The organism is Gloeocapsopsis crepidinum LEGE 06123, from assembly GCF_015207655.1.
Taxonomy (GTDB): Bacteria; Cyanobacteriota; Cyanobacteriia; order Cyanobacteriales; family Chroococcidiopsidaceae; genus Gloeocapsopsis; species Gloeocapsopsis crepidinum.
In genome coordinates this window covers 179,986-206,944 of sequence record NZ_JADEWN010000001.1, presented here as the reverse complement: position 1 = coordinate 206,944, position 26,959 = coordinate 179,986, and the positions used below count along the sequence as shown (strand labels likewise).

Annotated in this window: 21 protein-coding genes and 1 pseudogene; 4 read left to right on the top strand and 18 right to left on the bottom strand. The window is 43.1% G+C overall.

The window, feature by feature from the left end; translation table 11 throughout:
- Positions 1-83: 83 nt before the first annotated feature.
- Both cobJ and IQ230_RS00845 read right to left on the bottom strand, forming a co-directional pair.
- The gene (gene cobJ, locus IQ230_RS00850) at positions 84-1,910 is read right to left on the bottom strand and encodes a precorrin-3B C(17)-methyltransferase (RefSeq protein WP_193929909.1); all 1,827 of its coding nucleotides are present in this window, start codon (positions 1,908-1,910) and stop codon (positions 84-86) included.
- 70 nt (positions 1,911-1,980) lie between these two features.
- Positions 1,981-3,552 (bottom strand): NAD(P)H-quinone oxidoreductase subunit N, encoded by a 1,572-nt coding sequence (locus tag IQ230_RS00845; protein ID WP_193929907.1) that lies wholly within the window; start codon positions 3,550-3,552, stop codon positions 1,981-1,983.
- A 259-nt stretch (positions 3,553-3,811) separates the two neighbouring features.
- Here IQ230_RS00845 and IQ230_RS00840 point away from each other — a divergent pair, with 259 nt between their 5' ends.
- Positions 3,812-4,369 (top strand): Uma2 family endonuclease, encoded by a 558-nt coding sequence (locus IQ230_RS00840; protein WP_193929905.1) that lies wholly within the window; start codon positions 3,812-3,814, stop codon positions 4,367-4,369.
- 59 nt (positions 4,370-4,428) lie between these two features.
- Here the strand turns inward: IQ230_RS00840 and IQ230_RS00835 are convergent, their stop codons facing one another.
- From IQ230_RS00835 to IQ230_RS00820, 4 genes are all read right to left on the bottom strand, one after another.
- Positions 4,429-5,472: an iron-siderophore ABC transporter substrate-binding protein gene (locus IQ230_RS00835; protein ID WP_193929904.1), complete on the bottom strand. Its 1,044-nt coding sequence runs from the start codon at positions 5,470-5,472 to the stop codon at positions 4,429-4,431.
- A 22-nt stretch (positions 5,473-5,494) separates the two neighbouring features.
- Entirely contained in the window at positions 5,495-7,996 is a 2,502-nt protein-coding gene (locus tag IQ230_RS00830) for a TonB-dependent siderophore receptor (RefSeq protein ID WP_228054463.1), read from the bottom strand.
- Between the two features lie 119 nt (positions 7,997-8,115).
- Positions 8,116-9,138 (bottom strand): helix-turn-helix domain-containing protein, encoded by a 1,023-nt coding sequence (locus IQ230_RS00825; RefSeq protein WP_193929900.1) that lies wholly within the window; start codon positions 9,136-9,138, stop codon positions 8,116-8,118.
- 134 nt (positions 9,139-9,272) lie between these two features.
- Complete coding sequence (locus IQ230_RS00820; RefSeq protein ID WP_193929898.1) at positions 9,273-10,043, bottom strand: Uma2 family endonuclease; 771 nt, start codon at positions 10,041-10,043, stop codon at positions 9,273-9,275.
- A 555-nt stretch (positions 10,044-10,598) separates the two neighbouring features.
- On the opposite strand from IQ230_RS00820, the gene topA reads away from it, so the two are divergent.
- A complete protein-coding gene (topA, locus tag IQ230_RS00815) occupies positions 10,599-13,304 on the top strand; it encodes a type I DNA topoisomerase (protein ID WP_193929896.1) in 2,706 nt (901 codons plus the stop codon).
- A gap of 157 nt (positions 13,305-13,461) precedes the next feature.
- Here the strand turns inward: topA and IQ230_RS00810 are convergent, their stop codons facing one another.
- The gene (locus IQ230_RS00810; RefSeq protein WP_228054462.1) at positions 13,462-14,607 is read right to left on the bottom strand and encodes a glycosyltransferase family 9 protein; all 1,146 of its coding nucleotides are present in this window, start codon (positions 14,605-14,607) and stop codon (positions 13,462-13,464) included.
- Positions 14,543-15,556 (bottom strand): glycosyltransferase family 9 protein, encoded by a 1,014-nt coding sequence (locus IQ230_RS00805; protein ID WP_193929894.1) that lies wholly within the window; start codon positions 15,554-15,556, stop codon positions 14,543-14,545. The genes IQ230_RS00810 and IQ230_RS00805 overlap by 65 nt, the downstream gene beginning before the upstream one ends.
- 205 nt (positions 15,557-15,761) lie before the next feature.
- Here IQ230_RS00805 and IQ230_RS00800 point away from each other — a divergent pair, with 205 nt between their 5' ends.
- The gene (locus tag IQ230_RS00800; RefSeq protein ID WP_193929892.1) at positions 15,762-16,034 is read left to right on the top strand and encodes a WGxxGxxG family protein; all 273 of its coding nucleotides are present in this window, start codon (positions 15,762-15,764) and stop codon (positions 16,032-16,034) included.
- A 73-nt stretch (positions 16,035-16,107) separates the two neighbouring features.
- Here the strand turns inward: IQ230_RS00800 and IQ230_RS00795 are convergent, their stop codons facing one another.
- The 8 genes from IQ230_RS00795 to IQ230_RS00760 form a co-directional block, all read right to left on the bottom strand.
- The gene (locus tag IQ230_RS00795) at positions 16,108-16,929 is read right to left on the bottom strand and encodes a glycosyltransferase family 2 protein (protein ID WP_193929890.1); all 822 of its coding nucleotides are present in this window, start codon (positions 16,927-16,929) and stop codon (positions 16,108-16,110) included.
- Positions 16,930-16,993: 64 nt separating this feature from the next.
- A complete protein-coding gene (gene waaF / locus IQ230_RS00790; RefSeq protein ID WP_228054461.1) occupies positions 16,994-18,085 on the bottom strand; it encodes a lipopolysaccharide heptosyltransferase II in 1,092 nt (363 codons plus the stop codon).
- Positions 18,082-19,560, bottom strand: a complete 1,479-nt coding sequence (gene rfaE2, locus IQ230_RS00785) for a D-glycero-beta-D-manno-heptose 1-phosphate adenylyltransferase (protein ID WP_193929888.1) — start codon at positions 19,558-19,560, stop codon at positions 18,082-18,084. The genes waaF and rfaE2 overlap by 4 nt, the downstream gene beginning before the upstream one ends.
- The gene (locus tag IQ230_RS00780; RefSeq protein WP_193929886.1) at positions 19,550-20,122 is read right to left on the bottom strand and encodes a D-glycero-alpha-D-manno-heptose-1,7-bisphosphate 7-phosphatase; all 573 of its coding nucleotides are present in this window, start codon (positions 20,120-20,122) and stop codon (positions 19,550-19,552) included. Before IQ230_RS00780 ends, rfaE2 begins: the two co-directional genes overlap by 11 nt.
- A 17-nt stretch (positions 20,123-20,139) precedes the next feature.
- On the bottom strand, positions 20,140-22,008 hold the full coding sequence (locus IQ230_RS00775; RefSeq protein WP_193929884.1) for a glycosyltransferase: 1,869 nt from the start codon (positions 22,006-22,008) through the stop codon (positions 20,140-20,142).
- A 5-nt stretch (positions 22,009-22,013) separates the two neighbouring features.
- The gene (locus tag IQ230_RS00770) at positions 22,014-22,982 is read right to left on the bottom strand and encodes a glycosyltransferase (protein WP_193929881.1); all 969 of its coding nucleotides are present in this window, start codon (positions 22,980-22,982) and stop codon (positions 22,014-22,016) included.
- A gap of 30 nt (positions 22,983-23,012) precedes the next feature.
- Positions 23,013-23,456 carry a glycosyltransferase family 9 protein gene (locus IQ230_RS00765; RefSeq protein WP_193929879.1) on the bottom strand — a complete coding sequence of 148 codons (444 nt, stop codon included), beginning with the start codon at positions 23,454-23,456 and terminating at the stop codon, positions 23,013-23,015.
- Entirely contained in the window at positions 23,449-24,555 is a 1,107-nt protein-coding gene (locus IQ230_RS00760; RefSeq protein ID WP_193929877.1) for a glycosyltransferase family 9 protein, read from the bottom strand. Before IQ230_RS00760 ends, IQ230_RS00765 begins: the two co-directional genes overlap by 8 nt.
- A gap of 203 nt (positions 24,556-24,758) precedes the next feature.
- Between IQ230_RS00760 and IQ230_RS26315 the strand changes: the two are divergent.
- Positions 24,759-24,914: pseudogene (locus IQ230_RS26315) on the top strand (amino acid ABC transporter ATP-binding protein); the annotation flags it as partial.
- Positions 24,915-24,924: 10 nt separating this feature from the next.
- Here IQ230_RS26315 and IQ230_RS00755 read toward each other — a convergent pair.
- Positions 24,925-25,806, bottom strand: coding sequence for a LysR family transcriptional regulator (locus IQ230_RS00755; RefSeq protein WP_228054460.1), 882 nt, complete (start codon positions 25,804-25,806; stop codon positions 24,925-24,927).
- Positions 25,807-26,211: 405 nt separating this feature from the next.
- On the bottom strand, positions 26,212-26,739 hold the full coding sequence (locus IQ230_RS00750) for an Hsp20/alpha crystallin family protein (RefSeq protein ID WP_193929873.1): 528 nt from the start codon (positions 26,737-26,739) through the stop codon (positions 26,212-26,214).
- Between the last annotated feature and the right edge of the window lie 220 nt (positions 26,740-26,959).

The window sequence follows — 26,959 nt, the reverse complement described above, 5'->3', positions numbered from 1 at the left end:
CACGATTATCTAAAACCCATTGATGTTGTACAAACTAGTAGTTATTCTCCTGAAGCCCCTCTGCTTCCCCAGACGTAGTAACTCTAAGGCAAACCAGTATTATAGCCTCGTGGTGTAATCATCCAGTTACCTTGAGTCCGCGTACTTTGGTTGCCAATTAAAATTGTTGTCAGCATATCAACAGGAACATCTTGCAGTTTTTTGAGTGTTGTTAAGGTGATTTGTTCATCTTGACGGTAAGCAGAGCGTATCACAGCAACTGGAGTTTGCGGATTGCGATATTGTAAGAATATTTTAATTGCGCTTGTTAGTTGTTGAATGCGTGTTTGCGATCGCGGATTATACAGCGCTGTAACAAAATCTGCTTGGGCTGCAGCGTGTAAGCGTTTTTCAATGACTTCCCACGGTGTCAGCAAATCACTTAAACTAATTGCACAAAAATCATGCATTAATGGCGCACCTAAACGCGCTGCGGCGGCTTGCATTGCGGTAATTCCTGGGAACACTTCTACAGATGGCGTTTTACCATCCCAGCCTTGGGCTTGGAGTTCTTCTAAAACTAAACCCGCCATACCGTAAATTCCAATATCACCCGAAGAAACCACGGCTACAGTTAAACCCCATTGCGCAAGTGAGATCGCGCGTTGCGCCCGTTGGCGTTCTTGAGTAATTGGTAAAGCTTCGATGATTTGATTTGGTTGGAGTAGTGAAGCAATTAAATCAATATACAAGGAGTAACCGATGACAACATCCGCAGATGTTACCGCAGCTTGTGCAGCAGGAGTCATTTGGTCTAATTGTCCTGGTCCGATGCCTATCAGTAACAAACAACCAGTACGTCCAGTATATTCTTGTTCGGCTTGGGCGATCGCAACTGTAACCGCACCTTGAAATTCAGCAGCACGAAAAATTTGCTTAGCAACAAGTAAATTTTGAGCATTGGCAGCACACAACGCCGCAGCCTCAGCTACACTGGGGGTTCCCACCTCAGCATCAACAATTTTTGAGGGATTGGGTACAGTAACAGAACGTAAAGTATCAGCAGGGAAAGTACGTAAAGGCAAGTTACGATCGCGGCATAATTCAATTAAGCCTACTTCATCTGCTTTAATATCAATTGTGGCAATACCAGCGATCGCTTGTTCGGCTAATCGATGTTCTTGACAAACTTGCGTAATAGCATTCTCAATCAATTCACGCGATGTCCCGCGTTCGCAGCCAATTCCTAACCAGAGAACACGAGGATGCCAACGTATGAAGGGGTGAGGGGTGAGGGGTGAGGAGTGAGGGGTAATATAAACTTTGGGTGTTGTATCTGGAGTGGGTTCGAGGGTTAAACTGGAGTGTTGAAAGCTAGCGGTGGATTGCCATAAAGTAGAACCAGCTTCTTGAATGACTTGTACTGATTCGCCACGCGCGATCGCTGCACTGACTTCTGTCCAGTTTCCTGCACCGCGTTGCCAACCAAACGGAATTCCTAAAATATCGACTGCGGGTAATCCTAATGTAGACGCAGCACCAGTTAAGACAGGTGTCGCATTGAGTAGCTGTGCGATCGCTTGTGTCAGTTTATCAGCCCCACCCTGATGTCCACTACACAAACTGACCGCAAATTTACCAGTTTCATCAACAACGACAATTGCTGGATCGCAGGATTTATGGTGCAGAAGAGGCGCTATTAGCCGGACTACAGCCCCTGTTGCTAAACCAAATATCAAACCTTGGTGTGTTTGCCAAAGTTCAGTAACATGACTTTTGAGTGAACCTGTGTAGATCTTTGCTCCTGCAATACCTACAACTGATTCTGGAATCCAGAGTATGACGCCATTTTGACATAGTGGCTGTAACGTTTTAGCTGCTGTTGGAGTTGTGGCGATCGCCGCGATTGGTTGAACTTCGAGTAAAATCATTAATCTCAATGAAAAAGCCTGACTGATATGTCAGGCTACTAAAGGAAAGCAGCTTTTAGTTAATTGCTGACTATTGCTGAGTTTGAAGTGCAGAATTTTCTGCTGGCACAGTAGCACTAAAGTGAGAACTGATGACAATTGGTTGTAGGGTCGTTGTCCGCGCAATCGAACTGTTAGCCAAGGTGAATAGTGGATTCGACAAAATTCCTGCCAAAGAGGTAGCTACCAAAGTCAGTACCAAGCCCACTTGTAACGGTCGCATTCCAGGTAAATTCCATTGTACTTCCGGATAGTTCTTCACCGCGTCAGACATTTCTTGCGGTTCTTTAACAACCATCATGCGCACGACGCGGATGTAGTAGTAAATTGAAACTACCGTGGTAACTAAACCAAGTAAAACTAATCCATACTGTCCAGCTTGCCAACCTGCCCAGAATAAGTAAATCTTACCGAAGAATCCTGCCAGAGGCGGTATCCCGCCTAAAGATAGCAAGCAGATACTCAAGCATAGTGTTAGCAAAGGATCTTTTTGATACAAACCAGAGTACTCACTAATTTGGTCAGTTCCTGTCCGCAGCGTAAATAGAATCAAACAGGTAAACGCTCCCAAGTTCATGAATAGGTAGACCAATAGATAGAAAATCATACTGGCATATCCTGCTTCGGTTCCGGCAATTAAACCAATCATCACAAATCCAGCTTGTCCAATTGAGGAATAAGCTAGCATCCGTTTCATGCTGGTTTGGGCAAGGGCGACGACGTTACCTAGCACCATACTGAGGACAGCAAGCGCGGTAAAGACAAATTGCCATTCATCAATAAGTAATGGGAAGGCGCTATTCATGAGGCGAATTGCTAAAGCAAACCCTGCAGCTTTGGAACCAACGGATAAAAACGCAACAACTGGCGTTGGTGAACCTTCGTAAACGTCGGGTGTCCACTGATGGAAAGGTGCAGCAGAAATTTTAAAAGCAACACCTGCAATCACAAATACTAGAGAAATCACCAAACCAAGTGATTGACTCAAGTTAGCATCCGCAATTGCTGAAGCGATCGCACTGAGTTGAGTTTCACCTCCGGATAAACCATACAGCAGAGAAACACCGTAAAGGAAAACACCTGTACTCGAAGCACCAATTAGCAAGTATTTCAGTGCAGCTTCGTTCGAGCGGGGATCGCGTTTGGTGTATCCTGTCATCAAGTATGAAGAGATACTTAGGGTTTCTAGTGAGATAAAAATTGTCACCAACTCGGAAGCCCCAGACAAGAACATTCCTCCCAGCGTCGCTGTCAGCATAATTCCAATGAATTCTGCTAAAGCTGTACCAGATTGCTCAATATAGCGAATCGACATCAAGATCGTTACCGCAGTTGATAGCGCGATGATGCCGCGAAATACGATACTGAGGTCATCACTATTAAAAGCACCAAGAAATGAAATCGGATTCGGGTTATTCCATTGAAGATATAACGCGACGACGGCGGCGAGTAAACCTGCGATCGCTGTATAAGGAATCCAGCGCGAAGCACTACGTCCGACAATCAAATCGCCCACGACAATTACCATCAGGGTAGTTAGCACTATTCCTTCTGGCAAAATTGTTCCAGCATTTAACTGGTCTACAAGATTAGCAAAATCCATGAGTGATATAGGTTTTGGCTATGAGACAATCGCTGTGTTAATTTTATTGTCTATCATATGGTTCCTTTTATGTGTGTTTCATCTTTTCGGTAATGACTGCGACACAACTCATTATCAGCGCTGATGAGAGATTGCTAGTAGCTATTACGGGTATAATAAGTTACTGATATAGAAGAACTATTCCATATAGCTATGGTTACAATCAACTTATAGTTAAACGCCAAATTATCACTACATTTTGAATTCAAGGTAAAAAGTGATGATTTCATCTTGGGCTACTGTAACTGATGAAGAGTTAATGCAAATCAGTTCTAAAAATCCAGATTTACAATTTGAGCGGAATGCTGACGGAACATTAGTAATCATGCCACCAACTGGGGGAATTTCTGGCAATCGGGAAGCCAAAGCTGTAGCTTATCTTTTGGCTTGGGTGGAAAGTAACGATCTTGGTGAAGTATTTAGCCCTAGTTGTGGTTTTCGTTTGGCAAATACTGCGGTAAGGTCTCCTGATGCAGCTTTTGTAGCTAAAGGCAGATTACCAGAAAATTGGGACGAGCAGGAAGATTTTTTTTTAAATTTAGCTCCTGATTTTGTGATAGAAATTCGCTCAAAAACTGATAGTTTGGAAACACTACAAGCAAAAATGCGCGAGTATATTGAAAATGGCGTGCGGTTGGCATGGTTGTTTGACCGTCAAAATCAACAGGCTTGGGTATATAGGGCAGATCAATCGATTACACAGTATCCAGCAACAGCAGTTTTGAGTGGGGAGGATGTTGTTCCTGGATTTAGTTTGGCAGTCAAGTCTTTGTTGTAAGATTTACGAACCACAGATACACAGAGATCGCAGAGAAAAATGTTGCACCTCTACCTGTTTCATTTACCTTGAGAAGGTGAAAGTAGAAGTGTGGGAAGCTGCGTTAATATGAGAGAATCAGCAATTGGTCCGCCAATAACACTGCCCCACATTTGATAGTCAACGAAGTAAACTCGACCTTCTTTCCATGCTCGTGAATTATGCAGCAGGGGATTTTTAACCCATTTTTGTTTGAGTTCTTCTAGCGGGACGTTATAAGTAGAATTGCCTTGCCATTGCTCAAGCCAAGTATGAACAATAATAATATCTGCATCGAGTTGAGATAATGTTTCAATGGTGACTATGGGCCGGACTCCTGGTTTTTGCTCTACATTGTTAAGTAATACAGGTTGAAATCCAACGGCTTCCAAAAGACGAACTGCGTCCCCATCGTATGCAATCTCAATATAGTCCATCGACTGACTGCAAATGACATTCAACACTCGCGGATGGGTGTTTACCAGAGGGGCTAATTGGGTGCGAACTTCAGCAAGCTGTTGCTGATACGAATTAATGACCTGTTGTACATTATCTTCTTGATTAAGTGCTTTGGCGACAATTTGAATATTATCTTGCCAGTTTCCCTCGGTATCAATGTTTATTAGCACTGTAGGAGCAATTGAAGACAATAGCTTGTTCTGTTGAGAGCTTAAGCCCAAAATTAAATCTGGTTTGACTAGAGTCAAAGTTTCCAAAGAGGGCTGCGATCGCTCGCCTAAATTCACCGGCTGACTCGTGATAAAATTGCCCAGGTAAGGAATCTGTTTGCTAGGGTCATCAAATTGGGGCGATTGTACCAAATAAGCATCAGCGTAAGCAGCAGGTTGCACATCGAGCGCTAGCATCATACTCAGTACTTTTGGTTCCAAAGCCGCTACTTTTTGGGGTTTGCCACAAATCGTGGTTTTACCTCCAGCATGGTTAATAATTCGACAATCTGTGGATAGCGATCGCTCATCTAAACTAGGACTGTTAGTAATATCACCTTGGCAAGCTGCGATCAAAATGACGGTAAGAAAGACAAGACTAACATATCGATTCAGGTTGCGGTAATCTAGGAACATTTTGAGCTAAACAAAAACAGAGTTAGAACTCGATCGAAAATGAGCCAATGACAGTGAAAGGTGCGCCAGGATAGATAATATTTCTGGTTTGAGAAGTCTCGTAGTAGGTTTCATTGAAAATATTCTGAAAATTAAATGCTAATTTCCAGTTATCCCGTTTGTAATAGATTGCTGAATCGGTTCTAAAATAGCTGGGCAAAATGGCTGTGTTTTCAAGATCGGCGTTTCTATCTCCTACGTAGTAGAGTCCTAAACCAAAACCCAAACCTTGCAGATCGCCGCTTTGAATTTCGTAAGTTGTCCAGAGACTAGCCGCGTGTTCGGGAACGTTAATCAGCCGATTGCCAACGGGAATGGTGTTGTCTTCTGAGGTAATCGCGTCGATGTAGGCGTAAGATGTGATGATATTCCAACCTGGAAGAATTTCTCCACTAATGTCTAATTCGATACCTCGGCTTCTTTGTTCGCCCACTTGAATAGAAAAATCTGGATCAATGGGATCGGCTGTCAGAACATTGGTTTTTGTAATCTCAAAGGCTGCTAGTGTTGCTGAAAGTTGTTCGCTAATATCTGCCTTGATACCAATTTCATACTGCCTACCGATAGTTGGTTCAAAGGGGGTATTTGTTATAGAACGACCGAGAAATCGATCGGGTTGAAACGATCGCGTGTAGCTGGCGTAGAGCGAAATCGGCTCAATGGGCTGATAGACAATACCAACACGGGGACTAAAGCTAGTCAGCGATTCTTCTTCTGGTGTTCCGAAGTCATCTCTGCGGTGAAAAGCATCAAACCGCCCGCCAATCAACAGCTTTAAATTATCAGCAAAAGTAATTTGATCTTGGAGGTAAATTCCTAACGTATCTCGACGAGTTGTATACGAGAAAGTTTCTTCATCAGGTATCTCAGGAAACGCAACATCATAATTAGGATTAAAAATGTCGAGTAGTAGGGGATCTGCCACATCGAAGGAGGTATAACTCCACACATTACGTCTTAACTCCACCCCCAATAAAGGTTGGTGGAGAACTGATCCCGTATTGAACCGTCCGACTAATTCTGTTTGCAGTGTATAGATTTCTCGCAAGAAGTCATCGCGACCCACACTTATTGGGCTGAATTGCTCATCAATAAGCTCACTACCACCAATAGCATACGTGCCTGCCGACCTGCCAGACACAAAAGAAAAGGCATTGCGTAACTCCCAATCGTTGCTAAATTGATGCTGGAACCTGTAGCCAGCCCGAAAAGTACTATCATCATAAATACTTTCAGGAAGACCAACCAAGCGACTAATAGGGACGGGCGCGGGTCTATCTCCGATAGCAGGAAGTCCGCGATCAAACAGATAATTATTGTTCTGGTATTCTAAGTCAAAAGTTAATGAAGTGCGATCGCTAATATTCCAAGTAACGACAGGCGCAACAAACACCCGTTCTGTAAAGTTAAAATCGCGAAAACTCCCAGCATTTTGATAAGCAAAGTTGAGTCGGTATAGCAGCGAACCATCATCGGTGAGGGGTCCTGATAAATCAATACTGGGACGATAAAATGCGTAATTGCCGACACTAAAGTCAACCGAATAATAAGGAGTGCTGAGGGGTTGTTTCGTAACAACATTAATAATCCCTCCTGGTTCAACCTGACCAAATAAAACAGAAGCAGGTCCTTTAAGAACCTCAATGCGTTCAATATTGGCGGTATCTACCGAGGAGTAGAAATCATTATCAGCAAGTCCATTGCGAAAGTTTCCCTCCTGTGCAAAACCACGAATGGTATACCCACCCGCATCTGTCCCTCCGTAATTTCCTTGCCTGTTTACGCCGCTGACGTTTTGTAGTGCATCCTGTATTCGTATCGTATTTTGGTCTTCTAATAGCTGTCGAGGAATCACTTGAATTGAACCAGGGATATCTCGTAAAGGCGTATCGGTTCTCGTTGCAGTTGACGCTTCAGGTACGCGATAACCATCTTGCTGTCCTGTGACGATTAATTCAATTAGTTCATCGCTTTGATCTGATGGCTGATCGCTTGGTGGAGTTTGGGCGGAGGAGACAACTGGTGTGAAGCCAAAAATTAAACCCTCGTCGCTGTCAAACAATTCTACAACTGGTATTCCTGCTGCACCCGTCACTGTCACGCGGATAGTATTAGCATCAAAGTTATTAACCGTTATCTCAGTAATTCCCGTAACTGGTTTTTCTGAGCGAAATGTAAAAGCCTCACCGCTAGGCAGACGCAATTGAGCATTGGGAATATCAGCAATAAAGTTATTATCAATATTGCGATTTGTGACTTGTAACTGTTCTCCTTGAGGAGTTTGTAAAATCACCTCTACGCCCTTCGCTGTGGGATTGGCTTGCACTCCCGTTACTGGCACTACTGTTACACTATCTTGCGCTAGTAGTGCCGCCCTTTGATGATGAATAATATTCTGAATCCGCGTTGAATCTGCTTGAGCAGGTTGCATCGTCAGAATTGAAATCGCACTTATAGCAAAAAGAATTGGATATTTTTGACCCATAACTCCACACACCATGATCACGGAGTTTCCGTAATAATTGCAACTAAATTTCAATAACTCGTAGTTACAATAGGGCATTTTGTGATTTTAGGTGATCTTTACAGGGTCAAATGCGATCGCTAGGCGGACTTTTTGCGCCACTGTGCTTGATAGTCGCTGGGATTTATGCCAAACTTTTTGCGAAATGCAGCAGCAAAGTAACCTCTATTGGCAAATCCAACCGCATAAGACACTTCTGATACATTCATGCGGTCTTCGATGAGGAGTTGACAAGCTTTCTCTAAACGATAATCGTGCAGATATCCAAATACTGTTGTACCGAAAATTTGGCGAAATCCCTGCTTGAGTTTGCGATCATTTAACTGCACTCGTTGTGCTAATTCAACTAATGAGGGTGGATTACTAGAATTTTGAATCAGAATATCTCTTGCTTGATAGATGCGCTCAATATCACTGCTTTTTAAATTAGCCTTTTGATATGAATGTGTACCATCGTTAAACAGTTGAGCCAATTGCAAAGTAATCAGTTCGAGTGTTTTTGCTTCTAAATAAGTACGTCGCATGATTCCTTGAAATGGACACTGAAGCAGTTGCTGTAATGCTACTTGGGTTGCCGGAGTTATATTGCCTAATGATTGATAAAATGAAGGCGGTGTGTCAGTTGCCAAAAATGGTTTAAGCAGGCAAGGTAAAGATTCTTCTTGACCCCTACTTAATAATCTCAGCATCTGTGGTTCTATACGGATTCTGACATTAACATCTCGTCCCGCCATTTTTTTTTCAATCTCTCGCGTTCCTGCTGAATAGTAGAATAAATAGCTTTCTCCAGGTTGTTCGCAAGCATCTTCATTTACACCAAAGATTTGCTCTGTCCATACCCCCGCACTCCGAAAAACCAGAGTTATCACTGGGGGATCGCAGCTATCTAAATATTCATGTCCATAAATCTCTGGATATTCAAACTGGTAGATTTCCGTTTGCAGTCCCAGGCAAAGTAAAGTTTCACTCACTAGACCTTTTCGGAGTGGATGTTGCCAGATTGAAATGCTTTCAACATCATCAGCTTGGTCGATAATCTTTCCTGTTTGTAAGCCTTCTTCCCTAATTTCATCCCACTGGGCATCTGTATAAACTATTGTCATTATAGGTACTAAGTTTATTCACAAATTTTTATTGAGAAATTATCTCATACATTCTCTAGTTGAAGATATGAAAAGACATCTATGCATGACACGGTTACAGAAGGCGATCGCACCACACATTTCTTCTGTAATATCTATTCTGTCGGCAAATCGTTCGGATCAATGCCCTGCGATCGCAAAAAAGCAATTAGTCGTTCTTTGTGCTGGCGTTCTTGTTCAGCCCGTTGACGTTCTTGTTCAGCCCGTTGACGTTCACCGTCAATCAATTCTACCGCCCACGGTAACAAATGACCTGATTGATCCCACCACCGTAACCAATAGCCAGTTCGTGCTTCTTTCGTTCCTTGCCAAGTTCCTAAAAACATCTTCATTGACTCAATCCAATGACGACCATTTTCATCTGGTTGCTTTAATTCATAGCGCCCATTTTCCAGTTGATAAAATTCTAATAGCCCATCACTGGGGTCAAAAATTACATAAACAGGAACCTGCAAAATTTGTTCGTAAAAAAACCATTTTCCTGGGGGATGAGTTCGCTTTACTGAATATTCTTGTCCATCGGTATCCGATAAAAATTCCATCACGACTTGGGGAACATCGCCTTCTAAATTTGGCGTATAGCTTTTGCGATCGCCCAGCGCTTGATTAACGCGTCCAACATATACCCAATCTGGTGCTTTGACAACAAATTGTCCATTGATAGTCGCACACAAACCAAAATTCGATGCGATTAACATTTGTGGTTGAATAAAACCACTAATTTCTAAGCTTTCACGTAACGCGCCTGCGATAATTGGTTGACCTGTATTTTCCACAGGTTCATCCTCTAATTGAAAGTCGTCGGGCAATGCTTCCCAAGATACCACTGGTTGTAGCGCTTTGGTTTGTTCTAGTTGGGTTGCCATAAAGACTACCTTTTATGGATTTGTTTTTATTTTAGATAAGATAGACACCTCTGAGGAATTGTGCTGCTATTTGTGTGGTTTGTTGTATGCGATCGCAAAAATCCTTAGAAGGTAATGTATTAGACTACATAAAACTACCCAACATCTTTGTCAAGAGGTTCTAATCATGGCATAGCTCTTTGATGATGACGTTTTAAAATTAGAACAATACACTCAATTCCATAGCATCACTTCTAGCAAAGCCACAATTTAACTTTTACGAATTTTCCCTAGCTTTTAGGTAATATTTTTTACATTTGTGAGGGTACTTGTGGAGCTGACAAATTCTCACTAAGCTGAAATGTAGCTTGAGAAACTTTTGTCGAAGGTAGATTTGTTAGTTATAACGTAGAGATCTAGGGGTACCACTATTAAAAGAGAACAATTTAGATTTAAATCTGAATTGGGAGTTGCTTCCCTCTTACCCTTTTCCTCTAACACTGCCTCTTGACAATTGAGGCAATTTCTTTAAAGTTGTCTGTTTAGCCTAGCTGCTATTTTTATTTGCAAGAACCCATGTCAACTCTGGTCATTGTCGAATCTCCTACCAAAGCCCGTACCATTCGTAACTACTTGCCAAATGGTTATCGCGTGGAAGCGTCTATGGGTCATATCCGCGACCTTCCGCAGTCGGCTAGCGATATTCCTGCGGCAGTGAAGGGAGAAAAATGGGCGCAGCTGGGTGTCAATGTGGACGCTGACTTTGAACCGTTGTACATCGTCCCTAAGGACAAAAAGAAAGTTGTGTCTCAACTCAAAGAAGCGCTCAAAAGTGCGGATGAATTGGTACTCGCGACAGACGAAGACCGCGAGGGTGAAAGTATTAGTTGGCATTTATTGCAGCTACTCAAGCCCAAAGTGCCAATCAAGCGAATGGTATTTCACGAGATTACGCAAGATGCAATCCGTAAGGCATTGAAAAATTGCCGTGATGTTGATGAGCAACTTGTACGCGCTCAAGAAACAAGAAGAATTTTAGATCGACTTGTTGGTTATACTCTGTCGCCCCTGTTGTGGAAGAAGATCGCTTGGGGTTTATCAGCAGGACGAGTACAGTCAGTAGCGGTGCGGCTGTTGGTAGAAAAAGAACGCCAGCGTCGTGCTTTTCGTCAAGCGACTTATTGGGATTTGAAGGCAGAATTAGAGGCTGAAATTGCTGGAATTGCATCAAAAAACGCTTTTGAATCTCGTTTGGTAACTCTAGGCGGAACAAAAGTCGCTAATGGTAGTGATTTTGATGAAGCAACCGGAAAGTTAATTGCTGGGCGGAAAGTTGTTTTACTTAATGAAGCGGAAGCAAAAGCTTTAAAAGACCGCCTCAAGGGAAAGCCTTGGCAGGTTACAGACTTAGAAGAACGTCCAGTCACGCGCAAGCCTGCACCACCGTTTACAACTTCAACGCTGCAACAGGAGGCTAACCGCAAACTGCGACTATCAGCACGGGATACAATGCGGACAGCACAGAGTTTGTACGAGCAAGGGTATATTACCTATATGCGGACTGATTCGGTGCATTTATCAGATCAAGCGATCGCCGCCGCCCGAACGTGTGTTGAACAACTCTACGGAAAGCAATACCTTAGCCCTTCTCCCCGACAATACACAACTAAAAGTAAAGGCGCGCAAGAAGCCCACGAAGCTATTCGTCCGGCAGGAAGTACATTCAGAACACCACAAGAAACAGGGTTAAGCGGTCGTGAACTGGCAGTGTATGACTTGATTTGGAAGCGTACTGTTGCTAGCCAAATGGCAGATGCGAAGCAAACTCAAATTGTGATGCATTTACAGGTAGAAGATGCCGGATTTCGTTCGAGTGGTAAGCGCATTGATTTTCCAGGATATTTACGCGCCTATGTCGAAGGGTCTGACGATCCTGAAGCAGCGTTAGAAGATCAAGAAGTGATTTTGCCAGATCTCAAAGTAGGCGATCGCCCAAATTGTAAGAAACTCGAAGCCATTAAACACGAAACACAGCCGCCAGCCCGTTATACTGAAGCCTCATTGGTCAAAACTCTAGAAAGTGAAGGAATTGGTCGTCCGAGTACTTATGCAAGTATTATCGGTACCATTATTGACCGTGGTTATGCTCAACTTGTTAGTAATGCACTAGTTCCCACGTTTACTGCTTTTGCCGTCACAGGATTACTAGAAAAACATTTTCCTGATTTGGTCAATACTAGCTTTACTTCCAAAATGGAGCAAACGCTAGACGATATTGCTACAGGTGAAGTGAACTGGCTACCTTACTTGCAAGAATTTTATTTGGGCGATTCTGGGTTAGAAACTCTCGTAAAAGAACGCGAAAATCAAATTGATCCAAATACAGCCCGCACTGTAGAACTTGAAGACTTAGCTGCAAAAGTCCGTATTGGAAAATTTGGTCCTTACATTGAAGTGGAAAATGGTGATGGTGTTGTTACAGCTTCCATTCCCAAAGATGTCAATCCTGCAGATTTAGATCCCGCGCAAGTCGAGGTATTGCTGCGGCAAAAAACTGAAGGTCCCGATCAATTAGGTCGTCATCCTGAAACAGGAGAACCAATTTACGTGCTCATTGGTAGTCGCGGTCCTTATATTCAACTGGGAGACGCTACTGAAGAGAATCCTAAACCTAAAACAGCATCATTTCCTAAAGGAATGACGATTGAAAACCTGACACTCGATAAAGCTGTTGGGCTTTTGTCTTTACCTCGGTTATTGGGAACTCACCCCGCAACAGGTGGCAAAATCCAAGCATCTATTGGTCCTTTTGGTCCGTATGTAGCACATGACCAAGGAAAAGAAGGAAAAGACTACCGATCGCTCAAAGCTGGGGATGATGTTTTTACGGTGACTTTGGAAAGAGCTTTAGAATTGCTATCAGAACCTAAAAAAGGACGCGGTGGCGGTCGGAGTAAGACTAAGCCACCTTTAAAAGAGCTAGGTTCGCATCCCGATGATGGAGAAGCAGTGAATATCTACGATGGTCCTTACGGTCCTTATGTCAAGCATGGTAAAACAAATGTCGGCTTACCCGAAGGTAAATCAGTAGAAGATATTACGCTAGCGATCGCACTCGAACTGCTAGCAACAAAAGCGACTAGTAAAAAATCAACTCGTCGTAGTTCAACAAGCAGTAATGGTAAATCGGCATCAAAGTCATCAACTACTGCTAAGAAAAAGACAACTCGCAGTCAATCTGGTAGCAGGACGAGGACAGCATCTAGTTCAAAGGTTAAATAGGAGGCAAATGAATTCGCTCCTAGATACACAAAGTCCACCGATGTTGAGTTATGAGTGTTGAGTTAAGAAAATTCTTTTAATTCAAAACTTAAAACTCAAAACTCAGAACTTTGTTTGAGTAGCCCCGACTTTATTCGCAGGGCATCTGCAGTTTAACTTAAGCTCTTTGTTGAACTGACGCTAACAAATCTAATCCTGCGGCAACGACATCCTCTGGAGGAATATCAAGGCATTCTAGTTGGTAGGGACAGCTAAAGGCATAACAAGGACTACAAGCAGTAGGATGGCGCAGCAGATGTGATAAGTTATGGCGAGGTCGCCATTGCGATTCGTACTCTGTTCCAGCAAACATAATCACACTGGGAGTGCGCGTAGCATCAGCAATATGCATTGTTGAAGTATTGTTGGTTAAAACTAGTTGAGCACTAGCAATCAAAGCTGCCAGCTGAGGTAAGGTAGTGCTACCAATCAAGTCAATGGCATGAGGCTCAAGTGTCGTTAGCAATGATTGAGCGCGATCGCGATCTTTGAGGATGCCTGTCACAACAATTGGCATACCTGTTTGTTGCGCAAGTTGTTTTGCAGCAATAGCGAAGCGTAAAGAATCGTAGTTACGAGATTGACAACTTGTCCAAGGATTAAGCAGGATGTACGGACGATCAACTATACTGTGTCGAGCTAGCAATTGTAATGCAGTTTGTTCTACGTCCGGATCAAATTGAATTGACAAACTGCGATCGCGTACTTGAAACCCAACTGCTTCAATTAAGCGTAAATTACGTTCTACTTGATGAACTTGATCTGGTGCGGCTGGGGCTTCAGTTGTTAACACGCCGTTTCCATATTGTTTTGATTCACCTAAACGTAAGGAAATACCTGCTAGATAACACAAAAAAGCAGGAGGATGAGGACTTTGACTAAAACTTGTGAAAATGATTGCAGCATCAAAATGGCGATCGCGGAGTGTTTGAATCAACTGCCACTCACGTTGAGGATTAAAATCAAGACTTCCTAAATCTTGCCATAGTGCTTGCCACGAAAACACTTCATCTATCCAAGGTAATAACAATGCAGCGTGCGCTCCACTTGGACTTGCCATCAGTGTTAGACGACACGCAGGTAAATTTTCCTTAATTGCTCGTAATGCTGGACTTGTCATAATCACATCGCCAATATTATCCAGCCGCATCACAAGAACATTGCGCACATTACTCCACTCGCTCAGTAATTTTAGAGAATCACTCACCCCACACCCCCAACAAAGACTCAGCAGCAGCAAAAACATCAAGCGGAGAAATGTCATCGACGCAATTCCTCCAAGGTTGCTGTAGTGAACAAACGCCACTGTACCAGCAAGATTGCTCAGTAAAGTTGCTCATATTTCGTTCAGGACACTGAGGATAACCCTGTAAGTCAATGTGTGGCTGTGGTTGTCCATAACGTCCGTGCCAAGAAGGACCAAAAAGCGTAATTGTTGGTATGTTCAAAGCAGCCGCGATGCGTGCAAGACCCGTATCAGCAGCGATAATCAAAGAAGCACAAGACAACGCTATAGCTAAATCAACAAGTTCACCATGAGGAAAAATACGAGCGTTACTACCAATTCCATCGGCAATTTCTGTAGCTTGTTCTACATCGGCACCAACAGGGATCAGCAAAGTTGCACCGTAAGCTTGTCTTAATGCTTTGCCTAAAGTGATAAAGTTAAAGGAACTCCAGCGCTTGATAGACATTCCGGCATCAGGGATCAAAAACACCAGTGGACGAGGATAGTGACGTAAAGCTGCTTGAGCGCGTTGTTGATTTAATGAAGGTAGCTGGAGACGTACGGTAGCGATCGCCTGCTTGTGAATAACTTTTTCTGCTAACAAAATCTCAATAAAGCGATCGCTGACAAGTTGATTTGTGGGTGGATCTCGCCACAAGTTAGTGACACAATGCAATGCACCACTTTGTTGAATAACTTGCTCAATTCCATCGTATTTTGTATCTGATACAATCAAGTCAAAATTTTGACTTTCTAGTAGTGTTTCTACAGATTTTCGCGGATTACTGCGATCTGCATAGACAACGTGAGTAATCAGAGGATCGCTTTCTAATAGTTTTCCTCCAGGAGGTAACGTTAGAACCGTCATTTGAGCTTGAGAGTGCGATCGCGCTAATGCCTGAATTGCACTCAGTGCAATGAAAATATCACCGATTCCTCCTAGCAACTCAATAAAGAGAATGTTACAAAATGTACTGCTTGTCATCACAAAATCTTCGCTACCACAGTTATAAATATTGTTTTACTTCTACAGTTAGATCCAAGAAAAACCTAGAATTATTACTGAAGATTGATTTAGGCTTTTGTAAAAATTGATAACTTCAATTTATAGCTAATTTCACTTAGCTATACCAACCAAAATTATTATCTCAAACAGCCAAAAGTACCTCCACCCAAAAGTTGACTCGAATATGAAACGTTCTTCTTTGTCTAAAACAATCGGGGCAAGCCTAATCGCTATGAGTGTAGCTGTTCTACCGCTATCGCTACCTGCTGCTGCAACAACTACTACTACTCCAGATATAACCACAACAACGGTTCAAGAATCAGAAGATAACGATAATTGGGGATGGCTAGGACTCCTCGGACTCATCGGCTTAGCTGGTCTATTTCGTCAGCAGAAACGTACTGTTGCTTACAGAGATCCAGCCGAGACAGGAACTACCACTACACCTAGATATTAAGCCAATAAAGAGGAGTCAAACTTAAGTATAAAAGTTTACTCCTCTGCCTCCCTGCTCCCTTCACAGAAAGCCTTTAACTAATCGCAATATTACCCCACTCCAGCACATTATCTGCTGCAATGTGGCGATCGCTAATTGTTGTTGGCAATTCTTGGTGATAAACACCGGAAGGAAGAACACCACAGCCTCCATACATTGCCATGACACGTAACTGAACTAAAACATCTTCGCCACAATGTTCTGGAGGAAGTTCGTGCCAAAAATTGAATCCACCAAGCTCGCGAAGCTTAGCAGTATCATACATAACACAAGCCGGAACCCAAGTAACGCGATATTTACGGGGCTTTGCTGATGTAATGCCTAATTTCTGTTGAATGTGGTAGATATTTGCACCATTATGCAACCGCCAGCGCTCCCATTGAGGAGTATGATGCCTCACGATTTCTGGTTGGACGGAAGAATCCCAAAAATCAATATTGTGTTCATCAAAATGAATTTGATCGACATGGCTTAAGCCAATAAACGCACATCCAACAAAGCCGCATTGTTCCTCTTGAATTGCAACTAGCATTCTTTCAACAACATCAGGTTCAAGAATCAAGTCATCATCAATAAATAATGAATAAGGTGCGTTAGCTTGCTCTAATAGAAACTGCCGTTGTTCTGCAATTCCGCGACGCGGCAAGTGTTTGTGGATTTGGATATCATGACCATGCACGCGAAGTACTCTTAATACAGCTTGCACTTCACCTGTTGCTGTAGCATCGCTTTCCTCAGTTTGGTCAGAAATAATAATCCGAAAATCGCGATAACTCTGAGCAATCAAACTTGTAAGCGTAACAGCCAAGGCAGCTGGACGACGATAAGTAGGAATAAGGATATCAATCGTACTCATATAGTAGGGGGCAGAGGTCAGAAAGAGCTGGAAGCCGCGCCGTGCGGAGGTTATCCCCGTAGCATTAAAGCAAAATAGGATGAGCTTGGGTTTCTTGCAAAAGTTCGCAAACAGCCATCACTACAGAACTGGGTGTAACTAATTCTAGACAGTGGTGATGACCTTCAGGACAAACACTTTTGTAACAGTACTTGCAGGGGACATCGTGAAACAGAACGCGGTGAGGAACGCCCCAAGGGGTGTGCTGAGGATTTGTGAGTGCATATAAATCAACGACAGGAGTCCCAACCGCAGCCGCAATATGAACTGGACCTGTATTATTAGCAATTAATAATGGAGCGATCGCAATTAATGCTGCCATTTCCTCCAAGTCAAGACACCCAACAAGCGATCGCGTCGTCACATCAGCGCAAGTTTGAATTTCTTCAACTAACTGCCTTTCGGGTTCAGTACCAGTAAAAACAACTGAAATCCCCATTGTCACTAAACGACGGGCAACTTCAGCAAAGCCTGCTGGTGGATAACGCCGCGATGGTGCAGTTGCACCAGGGTGAATAACAACCCAAGGTTGGTGTTCAATTCCCAGTTGTTCCAACATCATTTGCACGCGATCCAGTGCTTGTTCTGAGACACGCAAAGACATCTTTTCGTTATCTATCTGACACCCAACATCTGCCACTAAATCTAACTGACGACGCACTTCATGACGCACAAATTGTTCTGGTTCGGGGTCTTTAACCCAATTAGTTAGTAGCTGATAAGGATTTTCATGACAGTGTGCTAGTCGTAGTGGAATATCTGCTAAATAACAAAGAAATGCTGATGGTAAGGGATTTTGACTATACACTGTAAAAATTACTGCAGCATCAAATTGTAAATTCCGCAAGTGTTCTGCCATTTCGTACTCAAGACGGCTGTTGTTGCGAGGGGCAGTTGCTTTTAGCCACGGAGCATCGTAAACCATAACGTTATCAATTTCAGGTACAAGTGATGCTGTTGTTGCTCCTGCTGAAGATGTTAGAAGTGTAATTTGCCGCTGAGGATGTGATGCTTTTAACGCGCGGATTGCGGGTGTTGTCATTAATACATCGCCAATTGTATCGAGGCGGATGCACAAGACATTTTCAGCACAATCCCAAGATGCGATCGCGCTCATGTCTGTGCTTCCTTGTGTAATGATTGACAGCGCTCAATGATACTTGTTGTCGAGCAATTTTCTACAAATGGCAAAAGGTGTACCTCACCTCCCAATTGTTCGACTAAAGGTGCTTCTGGTAGTGTAGCTTTGGTATAGTCGCCACCTTTGACATAGATATTAGGGCGCACTGATTGTAAAAGATGAAGTGGAGTATCTTCATCAAAGGAAACAAGATAATCAACACAACCAAGCCCAGCAAGTACCTGAATGCGATCAAAGAGTGAATTAATTGGACGTGTCGATCCTTTAATGCGGCTGACACTTGCATCTGAATTGACGCCGATAACAAGAATGTCTCCTAAGGTACGCGCTTGATTAAGATAAGAAACGTGTCCGGCATGAAGAATATCAAAACAGCCATTAGTAAAGACAATACGACGCCCAGCAGAACGGTGTGTAGCTAATATTTTTATAAGTTGAATGCGATCGCCTACGTATTTTTCCGTTGGTGTTCTCTGCGCTTCCCTTAATTCTTGTGCTGTACAAGCTGTTGTACCGTCTTTTTGTACAACAACTGCAGCCGCAGCCGTAGCAAATTCTGCCGCAACTTTTGTTGGAACATTTGCTGCAAGGGCAAGGGCAAGCGCGCTAACGAAAGTGTCACCAGCACCTGTCGCATGATTTGTTGCTTTTTTAGTCCAGGTACGGTGTAATTCAAAGCCGTTTGAAGTAGATCTCTCAAACACAATCGCTCCTTCAGCATCCAAAGTAACAGCTACAATTTCCGCACCTGTGATATTCAAAAGACTTTGTCCGTGAGGGCTAATTTGATTAGCTTTAGTGTCGTTAACTGTTGCCTCCAAATCGAGTAGTTTCACTGCTTCAGTGTAATTAGGTTTTACCGCAGTAACGCCAACATGTTTGTATGTCGCTAGATGCTTTGAATCAACAACCAAAATTCGCGGTGTGACCTGCTGAAGTTTAGCGATCGCCTCAATCACTCTTGGCGTCAAAATTCCATAACCGTAGTCAGAGACAATCACAGCATCGCATTGAGGAAATAATTGATTGAGTTGAGCGATTAGCTTTTGCTCAATTTCTACTGAAATGGGTACGGTACTACCTTGATCGAAGCGAACTAAAATTTGCGAAGAGGCAACAACTCTTTGCTTACTAAGCGATCGCCTATCGAGTTGCGTATAAATATTATCTGAAGACACACCACGTTCTACAAGTGCTTGTTGTAGCAATGTCCCTTCCCAGTCGTCACCAACAACCGAAAGCAGCGTGACATCAGCACCAAGACAATAAACATTAACCGCAGTATTTGCTGCGCCCCCAGGAACGCGATCAATATTCGTAACATTCACAACCGGAACAGGTGCTTCTGGGCACAAGCGATCGCTCGCGCCATGAAGATAACAATCAAGCATTGCCTCGCCAATCACAAGCACTTTCAAACCAGCGATCGCATCTAGCAAATCATTTACCATACACCAACCCCGACACCTCAATAATCACCTGGGCTGCTGCAGCTAAGTCAGCAACAGTATAGTGTGGTATTCGTAAAGGAGATAACTGCCACTCAGTTTCATTACCGTTATCAATTAAAACTGTTTTGCAGCCAGCACGACGTCCTGCTTCAACATCATTCAGGATGTCACCAACAAACCAAGATTGCGATAAATTAAGATGATGCTCCACTGCCGCTTGCAACAATAAGCCAGGTTCAGGTTTGCGACAATTGCATTGCATTGTATACTTTTTAACCATGCCTTCAGGATGATGAGGACAGTAGTAAAATCCCGACAAAGAAACACCTGCTGGTGAGAGCAACTGCTGTAATCGCTCCTTAACTGCTTGTAAAGCTGACTCCTGAAAGTACCCCCGTGCAACACCCGATTGATTCGTAATCGCAATCAGCACATACCCAGCCTCAGAGAGTTGCTGCAAACCAGTAATTGCTCCCTCACTCAACTTAATCCGCTTTGGATCGACGTTGTAAGGGACATCCTCAATCAGCGTACCGTCCTTATCAAGAAACACTGCTCGCATCTTTCTTCTCTCTGCGTCTAGTAAGGTTCGTTAAAACTCATTTCCTTCCCACCACACAATCTCAAATCCTGCGTACTCTGGAGTAAAAATTGTTCCACCAACTCACACAAAAGATGCAAAACAAAAATCTGCACTTCTTGAATGCGTTGCGTATCAAACGCCGGAACAACAACTGCAATATCAGCCAAATTGAGTAACTCACCACCATCATTACCCAACAAAGCAACACGCCGAAGTTGTTGCGATCGCGCAGTTTTAAAAGCAGCGATCATATTTGGCGATCGCCCACTCGTACTAATTCCCAGCAACAAATCTCCAGGTTTAGCAAAAGTTTCCACCTGTCGTGAAAACACATACTCAAAACCAACATCATTCGCCCATGCCGTTAAAAACGCTGTATCCGCAGTCAGTGCTAATATCGGTACTCCGGCACGGTGAGGAACGCGAAACCGCCCGACTAATTCAGCAGCAAAATGTTGCGCATCCGCTGCACTGCCACCATTACCGCAAACAAGAACTTTACCCCCTGCATTGACACACTCAAAAATTGCCTGTGCTGCTTGGCTAATCGCCGGAATTAATTGCTGACGCGATCGCGTAAATGCATCAATTGCTGCTGCGAAGCTGCTGTCAATCTCAACAAGTGTGCTATTTGTTACTGGCTTGTGATTCTGAATAATCTTTGTATAAAGTGCGGCAATATCATGCGTGACTTGTTGCCAAGTAAAGTATTCTTGAGCGCGGTGTATAGCTTGCTGACTCATGAGATCGCGATGTGGATTTGCGTAGAGAGTTGTTAGCTTATCGGCGATCGCTTGTGGATTTTTTGCAGGTACTAAATACCCTGTTTCCTCGTCTTTAACTGTAAACTTGACACCTCCAACCCGCGAACCGATCACAGGTGTACCACACGCCATTGCTTCTATGGGAGTAATACCAAAAGGTTCGTAAATAGGAGTAGTAATAAAGACATCTGCTGCACTGTAATAATACTTAAGTAGATCGCGGCACTTGCGACCAACAAATCTCACTTGATCCTCGATGCTATGTCTTCGAGCGATCGCTCTCAATCTACCAATTTCAGGCGTCAGGCTAGCATCAGGTGTTTCTGATTCGCCCCCTACAATCAAAAGTTGCGCTGAAACGCGATTTTGCTGCAACCATTTAGCAAAACCACAAATTGCCGTATCAACACCTTTTCGCGGTACAAGTCTTCCTAATTGTAAAATCAGTGGTTCAGTAGAATTAAGCCCTAAAAATGCCCGTGCGTGAGTTTTCTCAATTGGGTAAAATTCGGATGGGTCAAAGCCGCAAGGAATAATAGCAATTTTTTCAGGATTGGCATGATAAAGACACAATAAGTCTTCTTGATCTTGGGGACATTCTGCAATAATAAAGTCCGCCTCAGCAACAATGCGGTCTTCAATTGCAAACCGCGCATCAGGAAAACCGTCAGCTTTGCCTTGGTAAAAGCGGCGAACACGCCCAAGCGCGTGAAACGTGACAACAAACGGAATACCAAGTGATCGCTTCACCTCAGCGGCAACCATTGCTGACATCCAGAAATTAGCATGAATCAAGTCATAGTGCGTGGACTGACAAAAATTCAGTACATACGCCGTAAATTCTTCCATACAAGGAAGAAGTTCTTCTTTGCAAATGTATTTTGACGCACCTGCAGGAACGTGGATAATACGTACGCCATTCCAAGAAATAATTTCGGGTAGCTTTGGACAATCTCTGCGGGTAAAGATATCAACTTCGTACCCTAAGACAGCTAAATGCTTCGCGACTTGACCGACGTAGACATTTTGACCGCCACTATCTGCACCACCAAACGTACCCAGTGGTGAGGCATGTTCGCTAATAAGGGCAATACGTTTCATAGGGGCTAGGGATGAGGGGCTAAATCGAGTTTGCTAAAGGCTAGTTCAAAAGCTGCGTTCCAATCTTGGGTAAAGCGGGTGATATTAAATCGCGATCGCGCTGCTATTCTTGCACCGTGACTGAGCGATCGCGCCTTACTCGGATGTTGCAATAGTTCGTGCATGGTTTCTATTAACTTGGTGACATCAGTGTTGACATAGCCAGATCCGTTTTCTACAACTGTGACCATTTCTGTTGTTGCTAATCCAATAATGGGTAAACCAATACTCATCGCTTCACACACCGCAAGCCCTAAGCTGGTATAGCGAATTGGATTAAATAAAAAACGATAACGCGCAGCAAACTGAGGCAATTCTTCGTGTCCTATTTCACCTAAACCGCCCATTTCCTCAGAATTCATCCCGATTAAATCTAAAGGAACCGCAGCACGAACACACTCAAAGACATCTGCCCCTAAACGACGTCCTCGCGATGCCAGATTATTAACAATCACTAACCCGCGTTCGAGTTCGCCACTATATTGCACTTCGTCTGGTACAATAACGCCGTGTTCAATAACACGAGTCGGAGTACGTCCGTTATCCCACATCAACTGATTGAACGCAGTTACATGAATTAGTAGTACTTCAGGATCGTCTACGATATGGCGGGTATCTGTTGGGTGTCCTTGAGGTGGATCGTGTTCAAGATAAAGTCGAGGAAGTTGGCGTTGCGCTGGCGATAAAATCTCGTATTGGTCTTCTAAATAGTTCTTTTGTGACTGAAACAAAATACAGTCAAATGGGAGATTTCTGACTTCTTGTGCAGGAACATCACAGACATTATCAGACCAAGCAAATCCAGGGAGACGCCCGCCGTATCCTTCAGGTCGATCGGGTTTAATTGGTAGATAAAACTGATGGCAACTTTTTTGTGTCAAATAATAGAGATAGTTACCGTGGACGTGCCAAGTTAAAATACGTAACGGTTGCATAGGTATAAGATTAAAAAAACTAATTTAGAATTAATTAGCCGGACTTGATATTAGAAATTGCAGTAAAGATTGTTGGTCTTCTAAATCCGTATCTGAATGTGACTTCACCCAATGTGAAAGCACGCTACCACCAAATTCTGGCGATCGCCCTACACGGATTGGAATGCCTGCCAAATAGCACATATAAGCTATTGAATAAGGTGATTGAGTAGTGGTAAAAATAATTGCTGCGTCAAAGTGACGTTGCGTTAGTTGTTCAATTAACTTAAATTCTTGCTCAGGATTATCAAATACTGGCTCCTTGTAAATCAGAACATCATCAATCCAAAATAATTCTGGTGGTTGACTTGCACTCGTCATTAAAGTGATTGATCCAGCAGGAAGTAACTGACGCAATTTTTGTAATGCTGACTCAATCGATACTGAGTCTAGTTGAATTGCCAAAACTCGTTGTACTTGCCAGTTATCAGACATAAGTTACCTCTGACAACAAGTTTTCTACTTCAGCAATGACTGCTTCTGGAGGAATCAAACGTTGATTTGCATTTTTAGTGATAGTCGCAATTGTGCAATCTTCTCGCAAACATCTTTGATGACTGGCTTCTTCACAGGAAACTGGCGAGTAAGTACTCAGAATCCGGTGGCGATCGCGATCTAAAGGTGCCCAACGATGAGGATCAGAAGCACTAAAAATCACCACACTTTTTACTTTGAGTGCGGCGGCGAGATGCGATACCCCTGTATCGTTACACACTAATAATTTTGCTTGATTTAATAGTGCGGCGATCGCACCTAAACTAGTATGTCCTGCTAAATCAATCACACAATCGCCATGTTGCATCTGCGATCGCACTGCTTGGGTGACTTCAATTTCGGCTGTAGTCCCTGTCAACACAACTTGCAAGCCGCGTTTAACAAGAAAATCAGCAACGATAGCAAACTTCTTTGTTGACCAGCGTCGTTCTGCTACACTCGCACCAGGATGAATGCATACATATTCTTTGCGTGTCAGATGTTTAACTGCAGGAATTGCATTGAGTGCAACAAAATCCTCTTCAGTTAAAGGAAACTCCAAATCAGTTCCTTGCAAGGGAATTCCTAAAAACTCCATCAGGCGTAGGTGTCGCCACACTTCCGGTTCACTAGCAGGATAGGGTAAAAAGCGTTCTGGATCGGGGCAATATTGTCCTGGTAGGTAAAAGCCAGCATTCGCCTGCGCACCTAATAAAACAGTGAACGAGTTAATAATGTTACCGTTTCCGTGCATCTGCAACGCCAGATCAAAGTGTTGTTGCTGTATGCGAGTAAAGAACTTTGGTAAATCTGTAATTTGCGGTGACACTTCAGGAATTCCAGGATAACCAGGAAACTCCCACAATTCATCAATATATTGCCTAAAACGCGAAACAAAGGTTTTTGCCCACGGTAGACCAATTAAAGTAATTTTTGCTTGCGGTAGTGCTGCACGGAGCGATCGCCATGCTGGAATGGCACACAAAAGATCGCCCAATCCTGGTAAAGCGCGTACAATCACAATTTGAGTTTGTAATTCCCAGCGGTTTTGCTTAACCACTCATCATGTTTTTGCAACGACTCGTTTAACTCTAACGATCTCGTTTCTTTACTTCATTGGGCATTTGACTAAACAAGCTTCTTGATAGCAATAACTCCCTTGGGCAATTGCACAATCGAGTTTTTAATTCGTTTAGTGTTTGTTGCTGCTTATCATTCTAGATTTAAAAAAAGTATCTACTTATACGTTGCCCATTCTTTCTTGCTTTGGCAATGCAACTCAACGTTATGCTCATTGAAGAACCAACATCAGTACACAATCTCGAAGTGGTTCAGGAAGTTCTATAAGTGACGTGATCGCCTGCTCATGAAATGACTATGGTATGCGTAACACATGAAGTAGGCTTTGCGCGTGAAGTTAAAGTTCTTGTCACAAATTCTCCATTAAGGATTTATGTTTAATCGTATCCAAAAAAGCATAAACCGCAGGTGTTTGCAGTGCGTCAGCTAAAACGGCAACTCCAATAATTCGTTTGAGGGGAACTGGCAAACTAAATATTTGCACATTTGCTGGAATGGGTTGCGCAGCTAAACGCGGTAATATCGTCGCACCTAGACCTTGCGCAACTAAGCTCACAATAGCAGCATCAGTCTCGACTTCGTAAGCTGCTTGCAATTTATAACCGCAAGCTCGAACATGAGCATCAACTGGCTGCATCATAGTGTCTTCCAGCGGATGCACGATCAAGGGATAATTAATTAACTCTTCCCAAGTTAATTTTGGTTGAGACTTGAAATTTGGTGGCAATAAAGCTACATATTCATCATTCAATAGCTCCCATACTTCCAAGTTCTCGCCCGCAGGTAATAGCGTAAACCCTATATCATCTTGTCCTCCACGGAGTGCGTGTTCTACATCATCACAACTGTCGTGTTCAGTAAGATGAACTGCAATCGATGGGAAACGACGATGAAACTCGGCGATCGCCTGTGGCAAAATATGCGTAGCAACGCTGCGAAATGAAGCAATGCGTACTTGTCCGCCTTTTAATCCCTTTGCTGACTCGGCTTCTTTAGTAATTTCCTCAGTACGATTGACAATAACGCGGGCGTGTTCAACAATTCTTTTACCTACTGGAGTTAAACGCGCACCATGACGACCTCGCGAAAATAAGATGACACCTAAATGATCTTCTAAAGTCGCGATCGCATGGCTGACTGCTGATTGTGACATCTCTAACTGCAAAGCTGCTTCACTAAAATTCTCGCACTCCGCGACAGCGACTAAGATCCGCAACTGCGACAACTTCATTTGGTTATGATGATTTATTTTCATACCATGAGGTAGATGTCAAAGCTCTATTGTAAAAGCACGCTGTAGCAAATTATCGCTCTCTAGCATACAGATTAGTCTGAAATCAACTCTTCTTGAGTTAAACCCCCAATAACCAATGATTTAGCGTAAAGATCAATCACTAGCAAAGAATCATGATATGAACACGGGATATTTTAGTTCTCCGACTAAAGTCGGGGGCTACCCAGATAAAGTGTACCTTCGTACCCTAAAATAATAAAAATTTTGTTGGGAAGTCCACGAAGGTGGACTTTGTTTGTCTAGCAGCGAATTCATTCGCCAAGCTACAAAAAAACGCTGAGTATTATGACTACTCAGCGATTAAGTTATGAAACTATCTATTCAAAATCAGAGCATCACTTATTACCAAACTGATGCAGGTTCAGCCTCAGGTTTGTCTGCTTGATTGTTATTATCAGATTGCTCGCTAGCAATTGCAGGAGTAGCAGTGGAAGTATCTGCAATATTGACTTTAACAACTTTACGACGAGCTTCCGTCACTTTGGGTAGTGTTAAGGTCAAAATGCCGTTCTTGAACTCAGCTTGTACTTGATCATTTTGAACAGCAACAGGTAAACCAACAACACGCTGGAACTTACCATAACGGAATTCACTGCGGAAAAGTCCGCGTTCTTGTGCTTGCTGTTCGCGACGATATTCACCGCGAATTGCTACGGCTTCTCTTGTTACCTGAACATCTAAATCTTTACCTTCTACTCCAGGAATCTCAGCCCGAAGTATTAAGCTATCTTCAGTATCTTTTAACTCTACTGCAGGTTTCCAAAATGTTTCTGGCTGTTGATTATTGCTTGCTAATTCTTCAAAAACTTGATCCATTTGACGACGTAATGTTTCTATTTCTTGGAAAGGTTGCCAACGAATCAGTGTCATATTTATTCTCTCTCTTTTACTCTTAGCTTTGTTTAATCATATTTGCTGCACATCTCTATAATGCCTAGGCATCCTGCTTTTGCAGGTAGGGTAAACCGGAGAAGTTTCAGGAGAGATACCCGAATTTTTTGTTTTCGGTTTGCTGAGGGCGATCGCACATTCAAAACAGCACTTGTAAGTAATAATTTCCGTTTTTAGAGTTTATGAATTATTTCAAGAA